20 protein-coding genes are annotated in these 22527 nt (G+C 67.1%); all 20 read right to left on the bottom strand.

The window, feature by feature from the left end; all coding sequences use genetic code 11:
• Window positions 1–104: 104 nt before the first annotated feature.
• Window positions 105–1142 (bottom strand): cytochrome d ubiquinol oxidase subunit II, encoded by a 1038-nt coding sequence (cydB, locus tag GS424_RS01360; RefSeq protein WP_160942087.1) that lies wholly within the window; start codon window positions 1140–1142, stop codon window positions 105–107.
• Between the two features lie 2 nt (window positions 1143–1144).
• On the bottom strand, window positions 1145–2551 hold the full coding sequence (locus tag GS424_RS01355) for a cytochrome ubiquinol oxidase subunit I (protein ID WP_160942088.1): 1407 nt from the start codon (window positions 2549–2551) through the stop codon (window positions 1145–1147).
• Between the two features lie 759 nt (window positions 2552–3310).
• Window positions 3311–4078, bottom strand: a complete 768-nt coding sequence (locus GS424_RS01350) for an amino acid ABC transporter ATP-binding protein (RefSeq protein ID WP_160942089.1) — start codon at window positions 4076–4078, stop codon at window positions 3311–3313.
• A 12-nt stretch (window positions 4079–4090) separates the two neighbouring features.
• Window positions 4091–5359 (bottom strand): amino acid ABC transporter permease, encoded by a 1269-nt coding sequence (locus GS424_RS01345; RefSeq protein WP_244977636.1) that lies wholly within the window; start codon window positions 5357–5359, stop codon window positions 4091–4093.
• Window positions 5360–5479: 120 nt separating this feature from the next.
• On the bottom strand, window positions 5480–6283 hold the full coding sequence (locus GS424_RS01340; protein ID WP_160942091.1) for a transporter substrate-binding domain-containing protein: 804 nt from the start codon (window positions 6281–6283) through the stop codon (window positions 5480–5482).
• A 188-nt stretch (window positions 6284–6471) separates the two neighbouring features.
• On the bottom strand, window positions 6472–7665 hold the full coding sequence (locus tag GS424_RS01335) for an SLC13 family permease (RefSeq protein ID WP_244977635.1): 1194 nt from the start codon (window positions 7663–7665) through the stop codon (window positions 6472–6474).
• 61 nt (window positions 7666–7726) lie between these two features.
• On the bottom strand, window positions 7727–10207 hold the full coding sequence (locus tag GS424_RS01330) for an ROK family protein (RefSeq protein ID WP_160942093.1): 2481 nt from the start codon (window positions 10205–10207) through the stop codon (window positions 7727–7729).
• A gap of 93 nt (window positions 10208–10300) precedes the next feature.
• Complete coding sequence (locus GS424_RS01325) at window positions 10301–11167, bottom strand: PHP domain-containing protein (RefSeq protein ID WP_160942185.1); 867 nt, start codon at window positions 11165–11167, stop codon at window positions 10301–10303.
• Window positions 11168–11172: 5 nt separating this feature from the next.
• Window positions 11173–11871, bottom strand: a complete 699-nt coding sequence (locus GS424_RS01320) for a phosphonate C-P lyase system protein PhnL (protein ID WP_101721317.1) — start codon at window positions 11869–11871, stop codon at window positions 11173–11175.
• A gap of 1 nt (window position 11872) precedes the next feature.
• Entirely contained in the window at window positions 11873–13207 is a 1335-nt protein-coding gene (locus tag GS424_RS01315) for an alpha-D-ribose 1-methylphosphonate 5-triphosphate diphosphatase (RefSeq protein ID WP_160942094.1), read from the bottom strand.
• Between the two features lie 20 nt (window positions 13208–13227).
• Window positions 13228–14088 (bottom strand): ATP-binding cassette domain-containing protein, encoded by an 861-nt coding sequence (locus GS424_RS01310; RefSeq protein ID WP_160942095.1) that lies wholly within the window; start codon window positions 14086–14088, stop codon window positions 13228–13230.
• Window positions 14081–14929 carry an alpha-D-ribose 1-methylphosphonate 5-phosphate C-P-lyase PhnJ gene (locus GS424_RS01305; protein WP_160942096.1) on the bottom strand — a complete coding sequence of 283 codons (849 nt, stop codon included), beginning with the start codon at window positions 14927–14929 and terminating at the stop codon, window positions 14081–14083. The genes GS424_RS01310 and GS424_RS01305 overlap by 8 nt, the downstream gene beginning before the upstream one ends.
• On the bottom strand, window positions 14913–16088 hold the full coding sequence (locus GS424_RS01300; protein WP_160942097.1) for a carbon-phosphorus lyase complex subunit PhnI: 1176 nt from the start codon (window positions 16086–16088) through the stop codon (window positions 14913–14915). The genes GS424_RS01305 and GS424_RS01300 overlap by 17 nt, the downstream gene beginning before the upstream one ends.
• Window positions 16089–16856 (bottom strand): phosphonate C-P lyase system protein PhnH, encoded by a 768-nt coding sequence (gene phnH, locus GS424_RS01295; protein WP_160942098.1) that lies wholly within the window; start codon window positions 16854–16856, stop codon window positions 16089–16091.
• Complete coding sequence (phnG, locus tag GS424_RS01290; RefSeq protein ID WP_160942099.1) at window positions 16853–17299, bottom strand: phosphonate C-P lyase system protein PhnG; 447 nt, start codon at window positions 17297–17299, stop codon at window positions 16853–16855. Before phnG ends, phnH begins: the two co-directional genes overlap by 4 nt.
• A 73-nt stretch (window positions 17300–17372) precedes the next feature.
• Window positions 17373–18227, bottom strand: a complete 855-nt coding sequence (locus GS424_RS01285) for a PhnE/PtxC family ABC transporter permease (protein WP_154333348.1) — start codon at window positions 18225–18227, stop codon at window positions 17373–17375.
• Complete coding sequence (locus tag GS424_RS01280) at window positions 18224–19084, bottom strand: PhnE/PtxC family ABC transporter permease (RefSeq protein ID WP_160942100.1); 861 nt, start codon at window positions 19082–19084, stop codon at window positions 18224–18226. The genes GS424_RS01285 and GS424_RS01280 overlap by 4 nt, the downstream gene beginning before the upstream one ends.
• Window positions 19081–19878 carry a phosphonate ABC transporter ATP-binding protein gene (phnC, locus tag GS424_RS01275; protein WP_160942101.1) on the bottom strand — a complete coding sequence of 266 codons (798 nt, stop codon included), beginning with the start codon at window positions 19876–19878 and terminating at the stop codon, window positions 19081–19083. Before phnC ends, GS424_RS01280 begins: the two co-directional genes overlap by 4 nt.
• Window positions 19878–20975 (bottom strand): phosphate/phosphite/phosphonate ABC transporter substrate-binding protein, encoded by a 1098-nt coding sequence (gene phnD / locus GS424_RS01270; protein WP_160942102.1) that lies wholly within the window; start codon window positions 20973–20975, stop codon window positions 19878–19880. The genes phnC and phnD overlap by 1 nt, the downstream gene beginning before the upstream one ends.
• A 357-nt stretch (window positions 20976–21332) precedes the next feature.
• Complete coding sequence (locus GS424_RS01265) at window positions 21333–22457, bottom strand: aldo/keto reductase (RefSeq protein WP_160942103.1); 1125 nt, start codon at window positions 22455–22457, stop codon at window positions 21333–21335.
• Between the last annotated feature and the right edge of the window lie 70 nt (window positions 22458–22527).

The raw sequence follows: 22527 nt of genomic DNA, 5'->3' as shown, positions 1-22527 counted from the left end.
GGTTCCTTCTCTCGCGCTTTGTTTCCGACAGTATAACGTAAGCGAAGCCGTCGGGTTTCCGACGGCTTCGCGAAGTTGAAGCTTTCGTTCAGACGGAGGCTATCCTAGTAGTGCGCCAGGTCCTCGTCCTTCACGCGGCCGCGGAACGTGCGGTAGATGATGACGTGGTAGATCAGCACGAGCGGCAGGCCGACGCACGTGATGATGGTCATCCACATGAGCGTCAGCTCGGACGACGCGGCGCTCATGGCCGTGATGGACGCGCCCACGCTGTCGGCCGAGGCCACCACGAAGTTCGGGAACATCGACGCCGCCAGCAGCAGCACGAGCAACGCCGCCGCGCCGGACTGGGCGATGAACGCGCCCAGGTCGCAATCCTTCTTCTTCGCGAAGAAGATCGACACGACGATGGCGGCCACGAACAGGATGGCCAGCACCCAGCGCACGGCGCCGAGCATCGGGTCCATCGCCGGCTGGAGGCCGATGAGAGCATAGGCCGACACCGCCACGAACAGCACGAGCGAGACGATCTGCAGCGGGAAGCGCAGCTTGGCGACGCGCGCCTGCAGGTCGCCGGGCTTCGGCGCCTTGAGCGCCAGCCACGAGGCTCCCTGCGTCAGGAACATCGACAGGCCCAGCAGGCCGCACAGCAGCGTGAAGGGCGTGATGAGGCCCAGCAGCGGGATGCCCGTGTAGTCGCCGTTGGCGCTCATGGGGATGCCCGCGTAGATGTTGCCCACGGCGACGCCCAGCAGCAGAGCCGGCAGCAGCGAGCCGATGAAGAAGCAGACGTCCCACACCTTCGCCCACTTGAGGTCGTGGCCGCGGTACTCCACGGACACGGCGCGCACGATCAGGCCGAACAGCACCAGCATAACGGCCAGGTAGAACCCGGAGAACGTGGTGGCGTACGCCGCCGGGAACGCCGCGAACAGCGCGCCGCCTGCGGTGAGCAGCCACACCTCGTTGCCGTCCCACACGGGCCCGATGCTCGTGCGCACGACGGCCTTTTCCTTATCGCCCTTCGCCACGAAGGGGTACAGCACGCCCGCGCCCAGGTCGAACCCGTCGAGGACGAAGTAGCCGGCGATCAACACGAAGATCAGGAGGAACCAAAGCCCCTGGAAGAACGTGATTTCCATGATTACTCACCTTCCTTCGCGACGACGCCTTCGGTCTCGACAACGGGGCCTTCCTTGATGAAGCGGCCCATCGTGCGAGCCCACGCCACCATGAGGAACGCGTACACCACGAGGAACAGCACCATCGTGATCATGAGCTCGGGGGCGGACACCGACTGCGAAACGCCCTCGCTCGTGAGCAGGCTCACGCCGTCGGGGCCGGTCGCGGACGGGTACACCACCCACGGCTGGCGGCCGACCTCGGCCGTGAACCAGCCCGCCTGGATGGCGATGAGCGGGAACACCGGCGAGATGAGCACGAGGCGCTGCAGCCACTTCATGTTCTGGATCTTGCCGCCGCGCAGCGTGAACACGAGCGTGAGGATGATCGTGAGCATGATGAGGCCGTACATCGCAACCATGAGGTGGTACGTCTGGAACACGAAGTTCACGGGCGCGGTCTCGGGGTCGATGGCGCCGTATTCGGCGGAGGCGGCCAGCTCGTTGAGGCCCTCGTACTCGGTATCCCACGTGCCGGTGGCGAGGAAGCTCGTGCCACCCGGGATGGAGAACGGGCTGATGACCTGCTGGTTCTCTTCGTCAACCCAGCCGAATGCGTACAGCGGGGGCACTTCGGAGTCGTACATGCCCTCCATCATCGCCAGCTTCGTGGGCTGCTCCTCGGCCACGACAACGGCGGACGAGTGCGCGGTCACCAGCATGACGCAGCTGACCACGATGCCCACCACGGCACCCAGCTTCATCGTCTTCATGGCAAAGTCGGTGTGGCGCTTCTTGATGAGGTACCACGCGGACACGGCCATGGCCACGAACGCGCCCATGATGAGCACGGCGACGATGGTGTGCGAGTAGCGCGGCCACACCGAGGGGTTCATCGCCGCGGTGAGGAAGTCGGTGATGACGGCCTTCGAGCCGTCGGCGGACAGCTCCGCGCCGGCCGGCGTCTGCATCCACGAGTTCGCGATGAGGATCCACAGGGCCGACAGGGCCGAGCCGAACCACACGAGCCAGGACGACACCATGTAGAACTTCGGCGAGACGCGCTTGCGGCCGAACAGCAGCACGCCCAGGAACGTCGACTCGAGGAAGAACGCGAGCAGCGCCTCGGCGGCCAGCGGCGCACCGAAGATGTCGCCGACGAACCTCGAGTAGTCCGCCCAGTTCGTTCCGAAGGAGAACTCCATCGTGATGCCCGTGGCCAAACCTATCACGAACGTCGCGGTGAAGATCTTCACCCAGAATTTGGTTGCTGCCGCGTCCTTGGGATCGCGGGAGCGGTAGTACCGTGTTTCGTTGATGGCAAGGATAAGTCCCAAACCGATGGTCAACGGCACAAAAATGAAGTGATATGCCGCTGTGCAAGCGAACTGCAAGCGCGCTAGCATCACGGGATCGGAGAAGATATCCATCGCACACCCCCTTACTCTCGTCTGTACCGACAGATGCCTATATTGGTCATTGTATCACCATTTGTTGAAAAAATGTTATTAGATGAATAACATTTTTTGACATACCGGGAACAAGGAGTTTACAGGAAGGTGCGGGGTGCGGGGGTGCGGGTGGGGTGCGGGGCCCTTCCCTTTTGGCGCGACGGAGGCTTTCGGGGCCGTGCATCGCGCGACGCGCCGATCGCGGGTCGCGCGCAGTGCTAGTCGGCGCGCCAGGGACAGAGGGAGAGAGTCGACCACCGCGTCGCAACGACGGAGCCGACGCCCCCTCCCCGGCACTCCGCAGCCGCATTGCGACCGGGAGCGTCGCCAACAGCCAGGGGCACCAACCAAGCCCGCAGGATGTTTCACGTGAAACATTTGTTCCTATTCCCCGTTTGGCGCATATCTCCCCGGCACGCGGCAGCGCGCAAGCCGGTGCCGAGCCGATCGCCTGTTCGGCTTTTGGGCGCAAAACGGCACCCATGCCAATGTTGCTCGAGGCGAACTCGGGTCACAGCAGCTAGGAGGATCTCGCGATCTGGGCATATGCCGTGCGTCTTTCCGAAAACCTGACGCGCCCGGCCCGAAACGCCGTTCGGAATTGGCATGGGTGCCGTTTTGCGCCCACATCGCTTGCGGCCGTCCCCGGACGGGCACGGATGTTTCACGTGAAACATTCGTTCGTTGCGTGGGGGGGGCGCAGCCCGCGCGCCCCGCCGGAGCGGGGCGCGGCGAGCACTACGAGATGTGGCCCAGGAAGTCTTTCGTTCGGTCGGACTTCGGGTGGTCGAACACGTCTTCGGGCGTGCCTTGCTCCACGATGAAGCCGCCGTCCATGAAGATGACGCGGTCGGCCACGTCGCGGGCGAAGCCCATCTCGTGGGTGACCACGATCATGGTCATGCCGCCCTTCGCCAGGCCCTTCATGACGCCCAGCACGTCGCGCACGAGCTCGGGGTCGAGCGCGCTCGTGGCCTCGTCGAACAGCATCACGTGCGGGTCCATGGCCAGCGCGCGGGCGATGGCCACGCGCTGCTGCTGGCCGCCCGACAGCTCGGAGGGCTTGTAGTCCACGCGGTCGGCCAGACCCACGCGGGTCAGCTGCTCGACGGCGATCTTCTCGGCCTCGTCGTGGGCGCGGCGCAGCACCTTCTGCTGCGCCAGCATGACGTTCTTCTTCGCCGTGAGGTGCGGGAACAGGTTGAAGTTCTGGAACACCATGCCCACCTTGGCGCGCACCTTGTTGATGTCGGTCTTCTTCGCGGTGATCTCGGTGTCCTCGAAGAAGATGCGCCCTTCGGTGGGCGTCTCCAGCAGGTTCACGCAGCGCAGCAGCGTCGACTTGCCCGAGCCCGACGGCCCCAGGATGACCACCACTTCGCCGCGCTGCACCTCAAGGTCGATGCCGCGCAGCACCACGTTGTCGCCGAACGCCTTGCGCAGCCCCTCGATGCGGACCACCGGCTCGCCGGTCAGATGCTTGGTTTCTTCGCTCGTTTCGCTCATATCCGCACCTCCTTAATGGCTGATATGGTTGGAGCCGGCCAGCGTCTCGGACATGCGCAGGCTCTTGGACACGGCGGCGTCGGAGTCGGGCAGCACGGCCTCTTCCGACGTGATGGCGATGTTCTTCTTGCGACGCCTGCCACCGGCCATGCGAGCCTCAAGCACGTTAATGAGCTTCGTCATGGGAATGGTGACGATGAGGTAGAAGCCGGCAGCCACGATGTACGGCGTCACATTGCCCGTGGCGGCCGTGATGGTTTTCGCGTACATCATGATTTCCATGACGCCCACGGCGGCGAGCAGCGACGTGTCCTTGTACATGAGGATGAACTCGCTCGTCATCGTGGGGATGACGCGGCGCACGGTCTGCGGGATGATGACGTAGAACATCGTCTGCGCGCCGTTCATGCCCAGCGAACGCGCGGCCTCGAACTGACCGCCGCTGATGGACTGGATGCCCGCGCGGAAAATCTCGGCCAGGTACGCGCTCGAATTCATCACGAGCACGATGGCGCCCAGCACGAACAGGTCCATCTTGATGCCGAGCAAGGGCAGGCCGAAGAACGCGATGTAAATCTGCAAGAACAGCGGCGTGCCGCGTACGATGTTGATGTACGTGGCGCCGATGGCGCGCGGGATGCGACTCTTCGCCATGCGCAAGAACGACCACAGCAGGCCGATGGGAATGGCCAGCGGGAAACTGACGATGACGAGCGCGATGGCGATGAGCCATCCGCTGAACACGACGGGAACCGACGTGACGATGATGGTGGGGTCGAAGAACAGGTGCAGGAACTTGTTGGAGTTCCACGCCTTCACCCAATCCTGCGTGCCCAGCCAGGTGGAGAACTGCTCCACCGGCGACGTGCTGACCACGTCGAACGTCTTGTCGGTGGCGGGCATGTCGCTCGTCTGCCCGTCGGAGGTGGTGTAGTTTCCGGCCAGGCCGAACGTGCCGCCTTCGCCGGGAAGCAGCGTGCGGTTGCACTCCACCATGATGAGCGAGCCGGCCGGCGTGGGCTCGGGGAACGTGACGGCGATCGACGAGCCGTTCTCCACCTGCACCGTGGAGGCCGTATCGAGGCGATCGAGGCCGTCCATGACGGTGACCTTGACGTTTTCCTCGTCAACCGTGGAGCCTTCGGGCAGGTTGATGGTCAAGCCCGACAGCGATTCCTCGGGGTCGGTTTGGCCCTGCCACGTCACACGAGTGGGCGTTGCGCCCAGAACCTTCTCGAGCGCGTCGTCGTTCGGCTGGGCGGTCCACCGCTCAACTTCCATCGCCTGGGCGCTCAACGGAAACGCGAACAACACGGCAAGTGCCGCAGCGACCAACAGCGCTGCGGCACTTGCGTGCATCCGCGTGCATCGAATAATACTCATGATGTCACGCAGACTGTATTATTCGAGCCACTTGGCGACAAGCTCGTCGTACTTGCCGTTGTCGCGAACAGCCTGCAGCGCCTTGTTGAGGGCCTTCGTGAGCTCCGGGTTCTCCTTGCTCACGGCAATGGCGTACTGCTCGCCCGTGGGGATTTCCTTGATGACCTGGCAGTCGGTGTAGGATTTCACGTAATAGTTCGCCACCGGAAGGTCGACGGACACCGCATCGATCTGACCGGAGTCGAGCGCGGCGAACACCGCCGTCATCTCGTCGTAGCCGGTGACCTCGGCGTCCTTGATGTTCTCAGCAGCCCACTCGTAACCGGTGGTGCCGGTTTGAGCGCCGATCTTCTTGCCTTCGAGCTGCGAGACATCGGTGATGCCCGAATCGCTGCGCACCGTGATGCTCTGGTTCACGTTGCAGTACGTGTCGGTGAAGTCAACCTGCTGCAGACGCTTGTCCGTGATGGTGAACGAGGACACGCCCACATCGGTTTTGCCGCCGGTCTGGACGAGCGGCACGATGGTGTCGAACTTCGTGGACGGCAGGTAGTTGATCTCGAGGTCGAGCTCCTCGGCCAAAAGACCCATGAGGTCGACTGCGAAGCCCTCGGGCTTGTCGCCGTTGAGGTTCTCGAACGGCGGGAAGTCGAGCGACGCGGCCACCGTCAGCTTGCCGTCGTTGATAAGCGTGTAGCCCGTGTCGGTTCCGCTCGCGCTGGTGGTGCTTCCCTGGTCTCCGCCGGACGAGCAGCCGAACAGCGTGAGCGATGCCGCCAACACGCCTGCGGCGATGAGAGCGCCCCATTTCTTGATATTCATGATCCTCCCCTTTCACTGCATCCGCTTTTCTCAAACAGGTATAAGTATGATGCAGGTGCACTACTATACGACCCCGCGCGCCCTTTATCAAAGGGCGACGCGCCAAGAGAGGGGTTAGTTGGGCGTGATGGCCCCCGAGCGGTCGTTTCGGCGGGCCGTGCGGTTTAGCGCTCTAAAGCGATAAAGTGTTACGACCAGAACGCGCACACGACGTACAGCACCGCAAGAAAGCACAGGTTGAACGCGGTGAAGCGCGCAACGAAGCCGCCCGCCGTCTGGCGCGCCAGCTCGGAGCGGCGGCCGAACGCGGCCCGCACGGCGCGGTACTGGTTGAACGTGATGAGGCTGGCGAGCGAGGCCACGAGCGTGCCCGCGCCGCCGATGTTCACGCCCACGAGCAGCGCCTCGTAGCTGTCGGTGAAGTGCGACAGCAGCACCGCGGCGGGCACGTTGCTGATGATCTGGCTGGCGCCCGCGCTGGCCAGCAGCGCGTTGTGCGCCATGGCCCGCGACAGCACCTCCTCCACCGCGGGCATGCGCGCCATGTTGCCCGCGAACACGAAGAAGCACGCGAACGTGAGCAGCAGCCCGAAGTCCACCGATCGCAGGGCGCGGCGGTCGAGCACGAACAGCCCCGCGATGACGGCGACGAGCGCTACCGGGTACGGCACGAGACGAAACACCGAGGCGATGACCAGCGCGAGCAGCGCCCCGCACGCGAGGGCGCGGCGGCGGTCGACGGGCGCGGAACGATCCTGCCCCAGCTCGCGCTCCGATTCTTGCGCGGGCCGCGCCTCGGGCACGCGGGGCGCGGGCTTCGCGAACGCGACGCAGCACACGCCGATGAGCAGCACCGACACGGCGAAGGGCAGCGCCATGACCGTGAGAAAGTCCGCGAGCGGAATGGAGAAGCGCTCGAACAGGTAGAGGTTCTGCGGGTTGCCGAACGGCACGATCATGCCGCCGAGGTTCGCCGCCAGGCTCTGCATGATGAAGGCGAAGGGCAGCGCGCGCTCCCACCCCGCCTTGAGCAGCGTGGCCGCGCACAGGGGCAGCATCATGACGAGCGCCATGTCGTTCGTGGCGATCATCGACAGCACGAGCGTGATGCCCACGATGGCCGCGATCGCCGCGCGGCAGGTGGAGAAGCGCGCCACCAGGGCGCGGGCCGTGGCCTCGAACACACCCGCGTTGCGCAGCGCGCCCACGAGGGCGAGGATGCCGAACAGGCAGGCCAGCGTTTTCAGGTCGAAGTAGCCCAGGTAGGCCGCATCGGGCGGCACGGCCAGCATGGTGGCCGCCGCCACCGCGGCCGACACGAGCAGCACCGCATGGGTCCGCGCGAAGCGCGCGCAGGCGGAAACCGCGTCCCTGCGCGCCAAAACGCCCCTTGCTTGAGGGGCGTTGATCGTTCGAGGCCGTGTGGGATCGTGCGTCATGGCATCAGCGTATCGCGTCGACCTCCGCAACGCAACCGGGCGCGCTCTTGGCGAGCTCCTGGAACGCGCGGTAGGCGGCGCCGTACACGCCGCACTCGTTGCCCAACGACGACGCGACGATGGGCGTGTCGCGGCACACGGACAACACGCACGCGCGGTAGCGGGAGTGCACGGCGTCGAGGTACAGGTCGGCGCGCTCGGACAGGCCGCCGCCCAACACGAACACGTCGGGATCGACGAGGCACGCCATCTGCGCGAGGCCGAAGCCGAGCGCGTCCGAGAACCGCTCGAGCGCGTCGCGGGCGGCCGGGTCGCGCTGCACCGCGGCGTCGAGCACCGCGCGGGCGTCGGGGAACGCGGCCAAGGCCTCGTCGGCGGCCGCCTCGCCGCGCTCCGCAACGAACGCCGCACGCGCATGATGCACGAGGCCCGACGCCGACGCGTACTGCTCGAGGCAGCCCGCCTTGCCGCACGAGCAGCGCGCTTCCTCGTCGGGGTTCACGCACAGGTGGCCGAACTCGCCCGCCGCGCCGTGCACGCCCGAGAACAGGCGCCCGCGCGCGATGATGCCCGCGCCCACGCCGGTGCCCAGCGTGACGAAGGCGACGTTCTCGTCCTGGCGGTCGTGCGAGGTGCCGCGCCAGCGATCGCCCAGCACGGCGGCGTCGGCGTCGTTCAGCACCGCCACGCGCGCTTTCGGGAACACGTCCAGCAGGAAGGCCTTGTACGACCGCAGGTCGAGGTCGAGATGCGGGCACAGCTTCAGCGACTCCTCGGAGGCCACCGCGCCCGGCACGGCCAGGCCCACGCCGATGACGGCGCGCCCGTCGATGCCCGCTTGCTGCAGCAGGGGCACGATCTCGCGCGACAGCTGGGCATGGGAGCCGTCGGCCAGCACGCGCTGCGAGTCGAACACGCGCGAGACGACGTGCTCGCCCGCGGCGGTGAACGCGCCCACCTTCGTGTGCGTGCCGCCCACGTCGATGCCGAGGACGTAGCGACTGGCGAGGTCGGGAACGGGCGCGTCGGGGGTTGCGGGAGCGCCCGTTGCGGGAGCATCGGGGGTCGCGGCGGGCTCGGACGCGGGCTCGCCGGAGCCGGCGGCGGCGGGCGCGGCGCGCCGGGCGAACCAGCGGGCCGGGTCGAGGCGGCTGCCGATGACGAGCCGCGACGCCCCCACGACCAGGACGAACACAGCCGTCGTGTCGATGAGTTTGTCCACCAGCAGCGCGCCGAACACCGCGAGCACGCCGGGGGCGCCCCAGCCTGCCAGCACGTCGCCGTACAGCTGCTCCGTCGCCGTGGTCAGCTGGCCGCCGGCCAGCGAGAACGACAGCGCCGTGGAAATGAGCGACTCCCCTACCACGAGGAACAGCGCGGCCCAGCCGAGCGAGCGCAGCGTGATGCGTGTGCCGCGCGCGAACACGATGCCGTACACGAGCGCGGTGATGGCGCTGAGGCCGTAGTACAGCAGGTTGCCCGCGTTGCCGAACTGCACGGCCAGGATGAGGTTGTTCGCGAATCCCACGATGAGCGCCGCCGCCGGCTCCAGCAGGATGGCGGCCAGCGCGGTGCCCGTGGTGTCGAGCCACACCGGCGTGCCGAGCGCCTGCGCCGCGAAGTACAGCGCTTCGTTGAGCAGCACGCACGCGAGCATGGTGACGCCGTACGCCGCCACCTTCGGATGCGCCTTCGCGTACGCACGCACACTGCCGTACGAGAAGGGCGTGCGTCCCTTGAACGGCTTGCGCTCGGGGGTGCGGAAGTAGGCTTCGCCGTCCTCGTCGCGCTGGCGAATCTGCTCGAGGAAGCCGCCGGTGATGATGCCGGCGGGCAGCGCGATGATGGCGATGCCGAACAGCGACGAGGCCATGGATATGAACTTCCCCAGATCGGTGACCGGGTACACGTCGCCGTAGCCCACCGTGGTGAGCGCCGTGGTGGCCCAGTACAGCGCATCGAAGAAGTTGTCGAACGTGTCGGGCTCGTTCACGAACATGACGAGGCCGCTGACGAAGATGTACATGAGCGCGACGGCCAGCACCGACAGCAGCGTGTTGCGCTGGGCGCGGAACACGTTCGCCACGATGGTGAGGTTCTTCGAGTAGCGGAACATCTTCGTGACGCGCAGCACGCGCAGGAACTTGAACGTCTCGGGCAGCACGCCGAGCGACGGCAGGATGGCCAGCAGGTCGATGATGGCGAACGGCGTGAAGGGGTAGCGTGCGAACGCGCGCCAGCCCTTCTTCCCCGTCTTGATGTCGTGCGTCATCCACCGCAGGATGTAATCGAGGAACAGGATGTACACCGTCACGACGTCGATCATGTTCATGGCGGCAGCCACGTCGGGGGTCATGTCCTGCGGGCGGAACATGAGCGGCACGATGCTCAGGAACGCCACCGCCACGATGAAGATATCGTAGCCGTGGCTCACTTTGTCGCCCGGTCGGGCGTGCTGCACGATTTGGAAGATTCGCTCTCTCATAGTGAGCGCTAGTGTATCGCGTCGCACCGAGCAGCCGAGGATGGAGGCCGGGTTCAACCGTCGGTTGAAGATCAGGAGGGCGGGAGTGCGAGGCTACCTCACCCCCACGCTTTCCACCGCCCCGAAGCGTCCGTGATAGTCCGACCCTCCCGTGCACACGAGGCCGTGCTCCTCCGCCAACGCTGCGCAGCGCTCGCGGTCGGCGGGCCCGTGGTCGGGATGGAAGCGCTCGACGCCGCCGAGGCCGCATGCCACGAGGTGGGGCAGCAGGTCGTAGCTGTCGAGCTGCCCGGGATGCGCGAGCACGGCCAGGCCGCCGTCTTCCACGATGGCTTGCACGGCGTCGCGCGCGTCCACATAGTCGATGTCGCGGTCGCAGATGCCGCCGTTCTTGAACAGGCTGCGGTACAGCGTGCGATAGCCCTCGCTCGTGAACGGCTCGTCGGTCAGCGCGGCCATGAGGTGCTGCTTGTACAGGCACGTCGACGCGCGGCCCAGTTCCAGCGCGCGCTCCACGTCCACCGCGTAGCCCGCTTCCACCAGCCGATCGAGCTGCCAGTGCGTGTTCGCGTTGCGCCGCTCCAGCACGGGTCCGCACAGAGCCGCCAGCGCGGGCGCGCCCTCCTCGATCCCCAGGCCCAGCACGTGCACCTTGCGTCCGCGTTCGAAGCCGTAGGCGCTCACCTCGATGCCGCCCACCACCTGCACGCCCATCCGCTCGCCCAGCTCGCGCGCCTCGGCCAACCCGGCGGTGGTGTCGTGGTTCGTGAACGCCAGGCGCTCGATGCCCCGCTCGCGCGCCTGGGCGAGCACCTGCTCGAACGTGTCCGAACCGTCGGACATCGTCGAATGCACGTGGAAGTCGGTTTTGCCGAGCGCCCCGGGCGCGCCGTCGTCAAGCCCCGACGCCAACGCCACTGCCCCGCCCGATGTTTCACGTGAACCGTCCGTTCGCCGCATATTCCTCACGCCATCATCCCTTCCTGCATGTTGAACTCATGATCGCACAAGCCTTCCATGAATTCGAGGTCGTGGAAGATGCCGAGCATCGTGGTGCCCTCGGCTTTCAGCTGCTCGATGAGGGCGCGCACCTTGAGCTTCGACGCGTTGTCGAGCGAGGCGGTGGGCTCGTCGAGCAGCAGCAGGCGCGGGCGCTTGATCATGGCGGCGGCGATGTTGAGGCGCAGCTTCTCGCCGCCCGAGAACGTGCGGGGATACAGCTCCCACAGGTTCTCGTCGAGGTCGAAGTGACGCAGCATGCGCTCGGTCTCCTGCTCGGCGCGGGGGCGCTCGTCCGCGCCGTACGCCTCGAGCGCGCTTTTCAGCACGATATCGTAGGCCGTTTGCCGCGGCAGCGCGTTGAGGAACTGCGAGACGTACCCCAGCTCGTAGGCGCGCAGGTACAGCATCTGGCGCTGCGTGGCCTGCGCCAGGTCGAGCATGCCGAAGCGCTGCGAGTCGTACAGGATGCGGCCGCGCTCGGGCAGGTTCGTGCGCCAGATGCAGCGCAGGATGGTGGACTTGCCGCTGCCGCTGCGGCCCGTGATGCCCACGAACTGGCCCGGTTCGATGGCGAAGTCGATGTCCTGGCACCCCTGCACGCGGCGGTTCACGCGATGGAGCAGGAACGTCTTCGACAGACCGTCGATTTCGAGAAGCGCCATGCTACACCGCCTCGACCAGGGGGCGGGACAGCTGCTCGAGCGAGACGAGCTGCTCGGTGTCGCGCCCGTACCCGCACGGCTGGTCGGGATAGTGCGAGCGGAACACCGAGCGCCCGCCCACGAACGCGCGGGTGACCACGGGCATCGTGCGCGCCGCGCCGTCGCAGGACGAACCGCACGAGCCGCACGAGATCTCGCGCACGAGCAGCACGTCGGCGCGCTTGCCCACCGCGATGGAGCCCACCTCGTCGGCGATGCCCGCGGCCTTCGCCGGGTTGATGGTGACGAGCGCGAACGCCTTGGTGATGTCGAGCCCGCACTGGTCGCGCAGGGTGAACACCGCGTCCAGCAGCGCCGCCGGGTAGTAGTCGCTGCACAGCACGTCGATGGCGCCGGCCTGCACGGCCTCGCGCGCGCTCAGGTTGCCGGAGTGGCTGTGACCCAGCATGACGTTCGGCGCGCCCGCGATGGTGTGCATGCCGCGCGCCCGCGCCGCGCGCGCGATGTCGAGCGAGATGGGGAACTCGGAGATGGTGGCTTCGAGGCCGTCCATGAACGCCAGCTTGTCCTCGCTGTCGTCGTCGTGCGAGGCGATGGACACGCCGCGCTCGCGGGCCACGCTGGCCAGCGCGGTGATCTGCGCGTACGTGAGCTTCTCGCTCTCCTGCTGCTGGCGCACGATGGCGCGCACCTCCTCGTCGCTGACGTCGCGGTAGCCCTTGAGCGTGTCGCCGAACACGAGCAGGTCGCGGTACTGGCCCTGCCCTGGCGTGTGGTCCATGAACGACACGAGGTCCACCTTGCCCGAGCGCAGGAAACCCTCGATGTCGTCGTACAGGTCGACCGAGTCCAGCTCGACGCGCATGTGCAGGCGATGGCGGATGAGGTGGTCGCGCTCCTCGCCTTCGCGCAGGCCCGCCACGCGGTCGATGAGGGCGCTCACGTTGCCGAAGTTGCGGATGGGCTTGTGGTCGAAGACGTGCGCGCCGTACACCGACAGCGAGTGGAAGATGGTGGTCACGCCGTGCGACACGAGCTCGCGGTCGGCCTTGTACAGCGACGTGGACAGGTCCATGACCACGCTCGGACGCGGCGAGGCCACGTTCTCCACGTAGTCCGAGTGGATGTCGATGAGGCCGGGCACCACGTACGCGCCGCGCGCGTCCACCACGGGCAGCACGCCCATCGTGGCGTCGGGCTGCGCGTCGAAGTCGGATGCGCCGGTGGGCTCGACGGCGACGATGCGCCCGTCGATGACCACGACGTCGCAATCGGGAAGCGCGCGGTCGGCGCACACCACCGTGCCGCCGCGAATGATGCAAGAATTGGTGTCCATGAAGAGGTGTCCTTTCGAGACTACAACAGCGAATAGACGAGTTGCTGGGTGTAGGCGTGCTGGGGGTCTTCCAGGATCTGGTCGGTCAGGCCGCTTTCGATGACGCGGCCGTCCAGCATGACGAGCGTGCGGTCGGCCAGCATGCGGATGACGCCCAAATCGTGGCTGACCACGAGCATACTGACGTCGAAGTCGCGGCGGATCTGCTGGATGAGGTCGAGCACGGCGGCCTGCACGGACAGGTCGAGCCCCGTGGTCACCTCGTCGAGCAGGAGGATGGGTGGGTTGTTCGACAGCGCCTTGGCGATCTGCACGCGCTGCTGCATGCCGCCGGAGAAGTTGCGCGGCGGCTCGGCGGCGCGCGAGAGCGGGATGTTCACGCGCTCGAGCAGCTCCTCGCCGCGGTCGCGCATGGCGCCCACGTGGCGGTTGCCGGCCGCGATCATCTGCTCCGCGATGTTCGACAGGCTGGAGAAATCCATGCGCAGCCCCAGGTAGGGGTTCTGGTACACCATGCCGAACACCGTGTTGCGGATGGCGCGCTGATGCTGGGACGACAGCTCCAGCAGGTTCGCCGCGCCGCCGTCGAACGGGCGGGCACGCACGTCGCCCTCGGTGGCTTCCTCGTCGAAGAACAGGCACTTCATGAGCGACGATTTCCCGCTGCCCGACTCGCCGACGATGCCGACGATCTCGCCCGGGAACACGTCGAGGCTGACGTCGCGCACGGCGTGTACCGTGCCGCACCGCGGGCACACGTTGCGCTCGAGCTGCGCGGCCGCGCCGAGGCAGTGCGGGCACCCCGCCCCGAAGCGCTTCGACAGATGCCGCACCGACAGGCACGGCTCCTCGTCGACGCCGAATCGTTGCGCATCAAGCATGAGGCGCTCCTTCCCCGCGCCGTTGCGCGCACCAGTTCGTGTCGTTGCATTGGTGGTATGTTTCGCCGGTGGCTTCGTCCACGAGCTCGTCGAGGTAGACGTCCGTGGCACCGCACAGGCGGCAGCGCTTCCCGTCGAAGCGCTCCACCGCGAAGGGGTAGTCCTCGAAGTCGAGGGGGACGACGTCGGTGAAGGGCGGCACGGCGTAGATCTTCTTCTCGCGGCCGGCCCCCAGCAGCGTGAGGTGCCGCGCCTGGTTGAGCTTGAGGTTGTCGAAGCGCGGGATGGGCGACGGTGCCATCACGTAGCGGTCATTCACCAGCACGGGGTGGTCGGCGCCGGTCGTGGTGGCGTCGTACCGCACGATCTGGTCGAACAGCTCGAGCCACGCGCCGGTGTAGTCGGCTTCGGCATGGAGGCGCTTGGTGGCGGCCTCGCTGGGCTCGAAGCTGCGCAGCGGCTCGGGCGTGGGCACCTGCAGCACGAGGATCTGGCCGTCGTCCAGCGGGCGCTCGGGAATGCGGTGGCGCGACTGGATGAGCGTGGCCTCCTCCGTGTCGTCGGTCACCTCCACGTCGGTGGTGTCCACGACGAGCTTCTTGATGTTGACGGCGTTCACGCTGTCGTCGGAGCCCTGGTCGATCACCTTGAGCGTGTCGTCGGGGCCGATGATGGCCAGCGTGATCTGCAAGCCGCCCGTTCCCCAGCCGCGGCCGATGGGCATCTCGCGCGAGGCGAAGGGCACCTGGTAGCCGGGGATGGACACGCCCTTGATGAGGGCGCGGCGGATTTCGCGCTTCGACGCTTCGTCGAAGAACGCGTAGTTATAGCGCTGCTGCATCGCAGGCCTCCTTCGACTCGGCGGCGGACTGGTCGCGCGTGCCGCGCACGCTGGACAGCTTCGACTGGAACGTGACGTAGTGGGGCAGCTTGAGGTGCGAGATGAAGCCGGTGGCTTCCACGCCGTCCACGTGGTAGAGCACGAACTCCTCGTCCTCGGTGGGGAACCGCGCATCTCCGTGTTCGAGGCAGTGATCGAGCACGCTCATGGCGATGGCCTTCGTCTCGGCGCGGCCGAACACGAGCCCGTAGCCGATAGCCAGCGACAGGCCGCCGGAACGCGCGTCCGAGCCCGCGCCGCCGTCGGCCGCGCCTTCGTCCTCGAACACGCTTTCCACCTCGGTCACCGGGATGGAGCCCAGGTAGTACGCGTCGTCGGCGGAGCCCGCCTCGAGCGGATGGTCCACGGCCACGGCCACGCGGCCCGAGCGCAACTCGCCCACCGTGGGGTGCGCGGGGCCGAAGCCGCGGATGGCGGCGTAGCCGAGCGCCTCCACCGCCTGCGTCATGCCGCGCGCGAGCGTCTGCAGGCGCACCGAGCGCGGCGCGGGGAACGACAGCGGCACCATCGTGGCGTCCACCGGCTCGGCGTCGTCGGCGTCGTCGGCGTCGACGTGCGCGAACAGGCCCTGGGCGCGCAGATAGTCCAGCACGCGCGGCATGACCGCGGGAGCGGCATCGCGCACGGACGCTTCGGCGGCCTCTTCGAAGTGGGCGGCCAGCTCGGCGCGCTTCTCGGCCAGCTCTTCGGTGCCTTCGGTTTCCAGATCGAACGCCAGCAACCGGTGGCTGTAGTCGCGCGTGGCGCCGAGCACCTGGCCCCCAGGCACGTCCTTGAACGCGGCCGACACGCGGCGGGCAACGCGCATCTGCGCCGTGTCCACCGGACGCGAGACGTAGGGGCGCTCCAGCGTGGAACGGAACGCGCGCAGCAGGAACACGGCCTCGTCGGGCGAGCCCTGCGCCTGCTTGAGCGCCAGCGCGGCCAGGCGCGGCGCGTAGAGCGAGGCCTCGCCCATCACCTGGTCGACGAGCTCGGGGAAGGTGTTCTCGATCTCGTCGGTGCCCCAGGCGGACGACGCGCTGACGCGCTCGTATTCCAGCAGCTTGAGGCTCTCCTCGATAGCCTTGCCCCCACCGCGGACGGCAACGTAGCCCATCTAGCGCACCCCCTTTGCTGCGCGCGCGTCGAACGCGTCGGAAGCGCCGAGCGCGACATCGGAATGTTTCACGTGAAACATTTGTTCCTTTATCGCACTACATTGCGTCGATTGTTTCACGTGAAACATCGACGAGGGGTCGCCGATGAGGGTCGCGCGGGAGCTGCGCGGGATGGCCACGATGCGGCCATCCGGGTCCACCAGCACGATCTCGATGCCGCACGGGAATTCGTCGCCGCGCGCCTCGCGGGCGCGCACCCAGTCGGCGCGGTCGACGGCGAAGCGGTTCTCGCACTCCACGCCCGGCCCGCGCAGCGCCACCACGTGCACGGCCGGCTCGGCGACCTCGCCGCTCTCGGGCACGTCGGCCAAGCGCGCGCAGCCCATGAGCACGGTGGCTCCCTTCTCCGGGGAGAGCAGCGTGCCGCGGCACGCCTCGGCCACCGCCTCGCACGCCGTTTGCGCATCCGCGCGGGCGGGCACCACCACGAAGTCGGCGTCGCGCAGGGGCACGCGGCGCGCGTGCGTCTCGCTCGTGAGGTAGGCGGCCGCGGCGTCAGCCTCGGAATCGGCCACGCAGAACGTCACCGCCTGGTCCACGAACAGGCGCGTCAGCAGCTCCAACGGCGCGTCGAGCGAGGCGGGGCGCGCCGGATGCTCGGGCGCCGACGCCATCTCGTGCACGGTGCCCGGATGCGCGAACGCGTCGAGCACGCAGCGGAACGCCCGCTGGGCGCGGTGCAGCTCCGCGTCTTCTCGTATCATCATGCTTCCACCTTCATCGTCGAGAAATCAACCTTCGTTGCCGCGGTGCGGCGCGCCTCGCGCTCGTCGCGAGCCTCGACGCGCGCGAGTTCGGCGCGCAGCGGGGCGTCCCAGCGGGACGCCCACGCGTCGCCGGCCGCTCCGGAGAACGCCGCATCCACCACGGCCAGCTCGTAGGCGCGGCAGCGGTCGCTGCCCAGCACGAGGCCGAGGCCCACCGCGTCGCCCAGGCGCACGCGGCACGACGTCATGAGCGCCTCGCCGAGGAAGAACAGGCTGCCCTGCGCCGTTTCGCGCGCCTGCACCATCACCAGCTCCTCGCGCGGCTCGTCGAGCACGACCACGGCGCCCTGCGCCTCATCGCGCTCGACCTCGCACACGATGGCCCGCGCCAGCGCGGGATCGCCCTCCACGAGGGCGCGCGTGCGTTCGTATCGTTTCAACATGAGGTCCTTTCTTCGAAGTTCAATCGGTTCATCAAGGGCGGCGTCTCGCGGACAGCGCGGACGACGTGAAGGGCTACCTCTGCACGATGTAGCGTTTGCGCAGCTTGGTGGCCACCACTTCGAGCACGATGGCGACGGCCAGGCACAGGTACACGATCAGGCCCACCTCGTGGATGTTGTAGTAGAAGCTGCCGGCCAGGAACAGCTGGTAGCCGATGCCGCCCGCGCCCGCCACGGCACCCACGGCCACGGCGTTCACGAAGTTGATCTCGAAGCGGATGAACGTCCACGACAGCATCTCGTTCACCTTCTCGGGCACCACGCCCTGGAACACCACCTGCCACCACGACGCGCCGCTGGCGCGCAAGGCCTCCAGCACGCCGGGGTCCACTTCCTCGAAGCTCTCCGAGTACGCCTTCACCAGGTACGCCACGCTGTGGAACAACAGGCCGATGACGGCCGCCTCCGGCCCCAGGCCGATGGCCACCGAGAACACGAGCACCCACAGGATGGTGGGCACGGCGCGCGCCACGCTCATGAACACCTTGATGGCGTTGCTCACGCCCTTGTTCGACAGGTTGCACGAGGCCAGCAGCCCCAGCACGAACGCGATGATGGCGCCGATGAACGTGGTCAGCAGCGCCAACGCCAGCGACACGAACAGGCCCTCGATCACGTCGGGCAACGTGAAGTGGCCGCCCAGGCCGGGCTGCGTCATCATCGTGACGAAATCGTCGACGGCCGCGGCCATCGCCTCAGGAAACGCCACCTTCCCGTAGTCCATCGTGACCAGCGCGAACACCGTCACCAACGCGAATGCGCCCAGCACCGCGTACAGCGACACGTTGGACTTGGAAGCCACGTGCACCTTGATCTTCCCCGACCGCGACGTGCGCATTCCGCGCGCTTCGTCCGTCAAGCCCGTCATATGATCCGCCTCCTGACAAAGTTCGAGATGAGCTCGCAGGCGATGACCACGAGGATGATGGACAGCAGCACGAGCCCCGCGATGTCGTAGCGGAAGCTTTTGTAGTACACGTCGAACACGAAGCCGATGCCGGTGCCGGTCAGGATGCCGATGAGCGTGGCGTCGCGGATGTTCGTCTCGATCATGTACAGCACCCAGCTGACCACCGACGTGATGCTCAGGGGAATCACCGCCTGCGCCACGATCTGGCCGTAGCTTGCACCGCACGCGCGCAGCGCCTCGACCGGGCCCGAGCTCATCTCGTCGATGCTCTCCAAAAAGCAGCGGGTCAAATAGCCGAAGCTCGTGAGGAACAGGGCGAAGAACCCGGTGAACTCGCTCTGTTTGAACGAGAACAGCAGGATGAACGCCCAGGCCACCACCGGGATGTTGCGGAACAGCGACGCGACGGCGCGCACGAGGAGGGGGAACGGGCCGCCCACCCCCACCGTCCGCGATCCCAGCACCGCGCAGATATACGCCAGGATCGCCGCCGTGCAACTGGAGGCGATCGAGGCGAGAATCGTCGAACCCAAGGCGGGCAGGATGGTGCCCAGCTTCTGGAGGGAGGCGAAGGAGGGGACGAATTGCGTCGCCATCCAAGCGAACCCGCCCGGGACGTCGAGGATTGCCTGCATGAAGTCGAAGCCGACGTACGTGCCCGACAGCGCGCCAAGCGCCACGAACACGAGCGCCATCGCCACGACGGCCAGCGTGCGCCGTCGGAAGAACGATCCGTCGTAGGTGCCGCGCGGGACCGCCCGGCGGGACCGCAGCCCCGCCAGCAGCCCCGCCGGCCGCAAAGCGCGTTCCGTCATGCGGCCACCACCTCGAGCGCGGGGGCGAGCGCAGGGGCGGCCGCCGTCGCGGTGCCGTAAATGCGCGCGATGGTGGCCTCGTCCAACTCGTCGGGGGTGCCGTCGAACACGAGCTTGCCGCCCGCCAGCCCCACGATGCGATCCGAGAACTCCAGCGCGATCTCCACCTGGTGCAGGTTCACGAGGCACGCCACGCCCAGCTCGTCGGCCGCCCAACGCAGATGCTCCATCACCGTGCGCGACGACTTCGGGTCGAGGCTGGCGATGGGCTCGTCGGCAAGCATGAGCAGCGGGTCCTGCACGAGCGCCCGGGCGATGCCCACGCGCTGCTTCTGCCCGCCCGACAGCTGGTCGGTGCGGGTGTAGGCGAACTCGGAGAGGCCCACCTGGTCGAGAATCTCGAACGCGCGGCGCTTCTCCTCTTCGCTGAACAGGCCTAACATGCCCGTGACGGTGGACTTGTAGCCCAGACGCCCCTGCAGCACGTTCTCGATGGCCGTGGCGCGGTGCACCAGGTTGTAGTGCTGGAACACCATGGCGATGCGGCGGCGGCACGTGCGCAGCGCGCGGCCGCGCACGTGCGTCACGTCGTCGCCATCGAACGTCACCGCGCCCTGCGTGGGGTCGATGAGACGGTTCACGCAGCGCAGCAGCGTGGACTTGCCCGCGCCCGACGAGCCGATGATGCTGACGAACTCGCCTCGATGCACCTGGAGATCGACGCCATCGAGAGATTTCGACCAGCCGTCGTAACTCTTCGTCAGACCGCGCAGGTCCAGCAACACCTCGCTCATTACGCAGCCCCGCCCAATTTGCGGATGGGCTCGTACCAGGCGTCGTCGGTCTTCACGAAGCACGTCTTCTCGGAATCCTTCTCGAAGATGCCCTTGGCGTTCTCGTCCTCGGGATCGACGAAGATCTGCGGGTCGTTCGCCACCTTGTCGGAGCAGAAGTAGTCGACGATCTTCGTGCGGTCCTCGTCGGAGATGGCTTCCTCGTTGAAGCAGATGGGCGAGTTCAGCACCGGCGTGATGGCGATGATGACGAACTCCTTGCCGCGCACGGTGTCGAAGGGAGCTTCGGCGTTGTCCTTCGCCTTGTACACGGCGCCGATGCTGTTGGCCTCGCCCGACACGAGGTCGAGGTACATGTCCACGTCCACGTCGTCGAACGCAGCCACGTCGGCGTCGCCGGACAGCAGGTTCACGGCCGAGCCCTGGTGCGAGTTGCCGAACAGCACCTCGGAGAAGAACTTCCCGCCCTCGAGCAGCTCGTCGGAGCTGTCGAGGCCGAATTCCTGGACGATGCCGCTCGAGGGCACCTTGAAGCCCGAGGTGGACGTGGCGGACACGAACGAGAACGACTTGCCCTTGATGTTCTCGATGGAGTAGGAGCCGCCGTTCTTGTACTGGTCGGCGTCCTCCTTGCGCACGCAGATGCGGCTGTAGTAGCAGGCGCCTTCGAGGCCGCCGTCCTCGTCGCTGTTCGTGAACGCGGCCAGCACCTTCGGATTCTTCTTGTTGGCCTGCACGTAGCCCTCGGGGCCCAGCAGCGCCATCTGCGCCTTGCCCGAGGCGATGGCCTCGATGGCCACGTTGTAGTCGGTGGAGGTCAGCAGGTTGGCCTCGCGGCCGCATGCGGCCTTGATGGCCGCGCCGATGGCCTCGCGCGAGGCGGTGAGGTCGGAGGACGAGTTGTCGGGCAGCCACACCATGGTGATGGGATCGGTGGATGCTGCCGCAGAGCCCGAGCTCGCGTCGGCCGAAGCCGCGCCCGCCGCGGCGCCCGAGCCGCCCGCCGTGCATCCCGTCAAAGCGCCGAACATACCCGCCATCGCCAGCGCCGCGCTGCCAGCAACGAACTGGCGCCTGCTCAAAAACCCTTCTGTCATGGTTGCGTTCCTCTCGTATCCCCGGCGCCCATCGCCGGGATCGCATGCGTCTTCGGCACGGGCCGTCTCTGCGGCCAACGTGCGAGAACCATCGTAAGAAAGGAAGGTAAGAACGAAGGAAGGGGTGCGTAAAGATGCCCCCAAGTTTGAGCAAAGGGGGCATCAGGAACGGGAAAGGTTTGGGTAAAGCGCGGAGGCGGCACCGTGCGCGGCCCCCTTCTCCGCGACGCAGGAGCTCGAGGAACGAGCCGCGCGCGAACTAATGTTTCACGTGAAACATTCGTTCGCCACGCCCTGCCGCCTTGCGGGGCGAGGCGAACGGGACGCGGAGACGACCCCCGCCCCCGCCGCCCCGGGCTACTCGAAGTGCTCGGCGGCCACCTCGAGCTGGTGGACGATGTCGATGCCCTGGGGGCACATGGCCTCGCAGGCGCCGCAGGCGATGCACGTCGAGGCGGGGCCGGGAGCGGCCTGCCACGAGTAGAGGCCCTTCACGAAGGCGCGGTTTTCGGTCATGAGCTCCAGGTTGAGCAGGCCGAGGATGGTCGGGATGACCACGCCCTGCGGGCAGTCCTTCACGCAGTAGCGGCAGTTCGTGCACGGCACGCTTGCCATGCCGCGCAGGGTTTCCACAGCCGCGTCCATCGCGCGCTGCTCCTCGGGCGAGAACGGGCGATTCGCCTGGTAGTCGGCCACGTTCTGCCGCACCTGGTCGAGGTTCGACATGCCCGAGAGCACGGTGAGCACGTTCGGCAGGTTGTAGCAGAAGCGGTACGCCCACGAAGCCAGGCTGGCGTCGGGGTTCGCTTCGCGCAGCACGTCGGCCACACGCTGGGGCAGCTCGACGAGGCGGCCGCCGCGCGCGGGCTCCATGACCACCACGGGCACGCCGTGCGCCGCGGCCACCTCCATGCAGCGGCGCGCTTCCACCACCGGATCGTCCCAGTCGAGGTAGTTTACCTGCAGCTGCACGAAGTCCATTTGCGGATGCGCCGTCAGCAGCGCTTCGAGCGCGTCGGCCCCATCGTGCATGGAGAAGCCGACGTTTTTGACGAGGCCGCGCTCCTTCGCGTCCAGCGCGAAGTCCCACATGCCGTATGCGTCGAACTTGGCGGTGCGCTCGCCGCCCACGTTGTGCAGCAGGTAGAAGTCCACGTAGTCGAGGCCCAGGCGCTCGAGCGACGTGGCCAGGTTGCTTTTTGCCTCCTCGGCGCTGGGCGCGGCCCAGGCCAGGCATTTCGTGGCCACGGTGTACGCGTCGCGCGGATAGCGATCGACGAGCGCCTCCTTGAGCGCGCGCTCGGACGTGCCCTCGTGGTAGACGAACGCGGTATCGAAGTACGTGCCGCCGCCCTCGATGAACGTGTCCACCATCTGCTTGAACTGCTCGATGTCGATGCTCTTCTGGTCGGCGGGGTCGAGCAGCGGCAGGCGCATGCAGCCGAAGCCCAGCTTCGGCGTGGTTTCGAATTCCGGTTTCATGGTGCTCCTCTCGATAGGTCCGCCTGTCATGGTAAAGGCTGGAGCGGACTCCAAGTCAAGAGGGGATTTT

The sequence above is a fragment of the Eggerthella guodeyinii genome, from assembly GCF_009834925.2.
GTDB classification, from domain to species: domain Bacteria; phylum Actinomycetota; class Coriobacteriia; order Coriobacteriales; family Eggerthellaceae; genus Eggerthella; species Eggerthella guodeyinii.
Note: the sequence above shows the minus strand (reverse complement) of the source record. Positions and strands in the feature narration are given on the sequence as shown.

Coding starts and splice junctions, on each gene's coding strand:
- cydB (WP_160942087.1), bottom strand. CDS start 1,142: ATGGAAATCACGTTCTTCCAGGGGCTTTGGTTCCTCCTGATCTTCGTG.
- GS424_RS01355 (WP_160942088.1), bottom strand. CDS start 2,551: ATGGATATCTTCTCCGATCCCGTGATGCTAGCGCGCTTGCAGTTCGCT.
- GS424_RS01350 (WP_160942089.1), bottom strand. CDS start 4,078: ATGAGCGAAACGAGCGAAGAAACCAAGCATCTGACCGGCGAGCCGGTG.
- GS424_RS01345 (WP_244977636.1), bottom strand. CDS start 5,359: ATGGAAGTTGAGCGGTGGACCGCCCAGCCGAACGACGACGCGCTCGAG.
- GS424_RS01340 (WP_160942091.1), bottom strand. CDS start 6,283: ATGAATATCAAGAAATGGGGCGCTCTCATCGCCGCAGGCGTGTTGGCG.
- GS424_RS01330 (WP_160942093.1), bottom strand. CDS start 10,207: ATGAGAGAGCGAATCTTCCAAATCGTGCAGCACGCCCGACCGGGCGAC.
- GS424_RS01325 (WP_160942185.1), bottom strand. CDS start 11,167: ATGCGGCGAACGGACGGTTCACGTGAAACATCGGGCGGGGCAGTGGCG.
- GS424_RS01320 (WP_101721317.1), bottom strand. CDS start 11,871: ATGGCGCTTCTCGAAATCGACGGTCTGTCGAAGACGTTCCTGCTCCAT.
- GS424_RS01315 (WP_160942094.1), bottom strand. CDS start 13,207: ATGGACACCAATTCTTGCATCATTCGCGGCGGCACGGTGGTGTGCGCC.
- GS424_RS01310 (WP_160942095.1), bottom strand. CDS start 14,088: ATGCTTGATGCGCAACGATTCGGCGTCGACGAGGAGCCGTGCCTGTCG.
- GS424_RS01305 (WP_160942096.1), bottom strand. CDS start 14,929: ATGCAGCAGCGCTATAACTACGCGTTCTTCGACGAAGCGTCGAAGCGC.
- GS424_RS01300 (WP_160942097.1), bottom strand. CDS start 16,088: ATGGGCTACGTTGCCGTCCGCGGTGGGGGCAAGGCTATCGAGGAGAGC.
- phnH (WP_160942098.1), bottom strand. CDS start 16,856: ATGATGATACGAGAAGACGCGGAGCTGCACCGCGCCCAGCGGGCGTTC.
- phnG (WP_160942099.1), bottom strand. CDS start 17,299: ATGTTGAAACGATACGAACGCACGCGCGCCCTCGTGGAGGGCGATCCC.
- GS424_RS01285 (WP_154333348.1), bottom strand. CDS start 18,227: ATGACGGGCTTGACGGACGAAGCGCGCGGAATGCGCACGTCGCGGTCG.
- GS424_RS01280 (WP_160942100.1), bottom strand. CDS start 19,084: ATGACGGAACGCGCTTTGCGGCCGGCGGGGCTGCTGGCGGGGCTGCGG.
- phnC (WP_160942101.1), bottom strand. CDS start 19,878: ATGAGCGAGGTGTTGCTGGACCTGCGCGGTCTGACGAAGAGTTACGAC.
- phnD (WP_160942102.1), bottom strand. CDS start 20,975: ATGACAGAAGGGTTTTTGAGCAGGCGCCAGTTCGTTGCTGGCAGCGCG.
- GS424_RS01265 (WP_160942103.1), bottom strand. CDS start 22,457: ATGAAACCGGAATTCGAAACCACGCCGAAGCTGGGCTTCGGCTGCATG.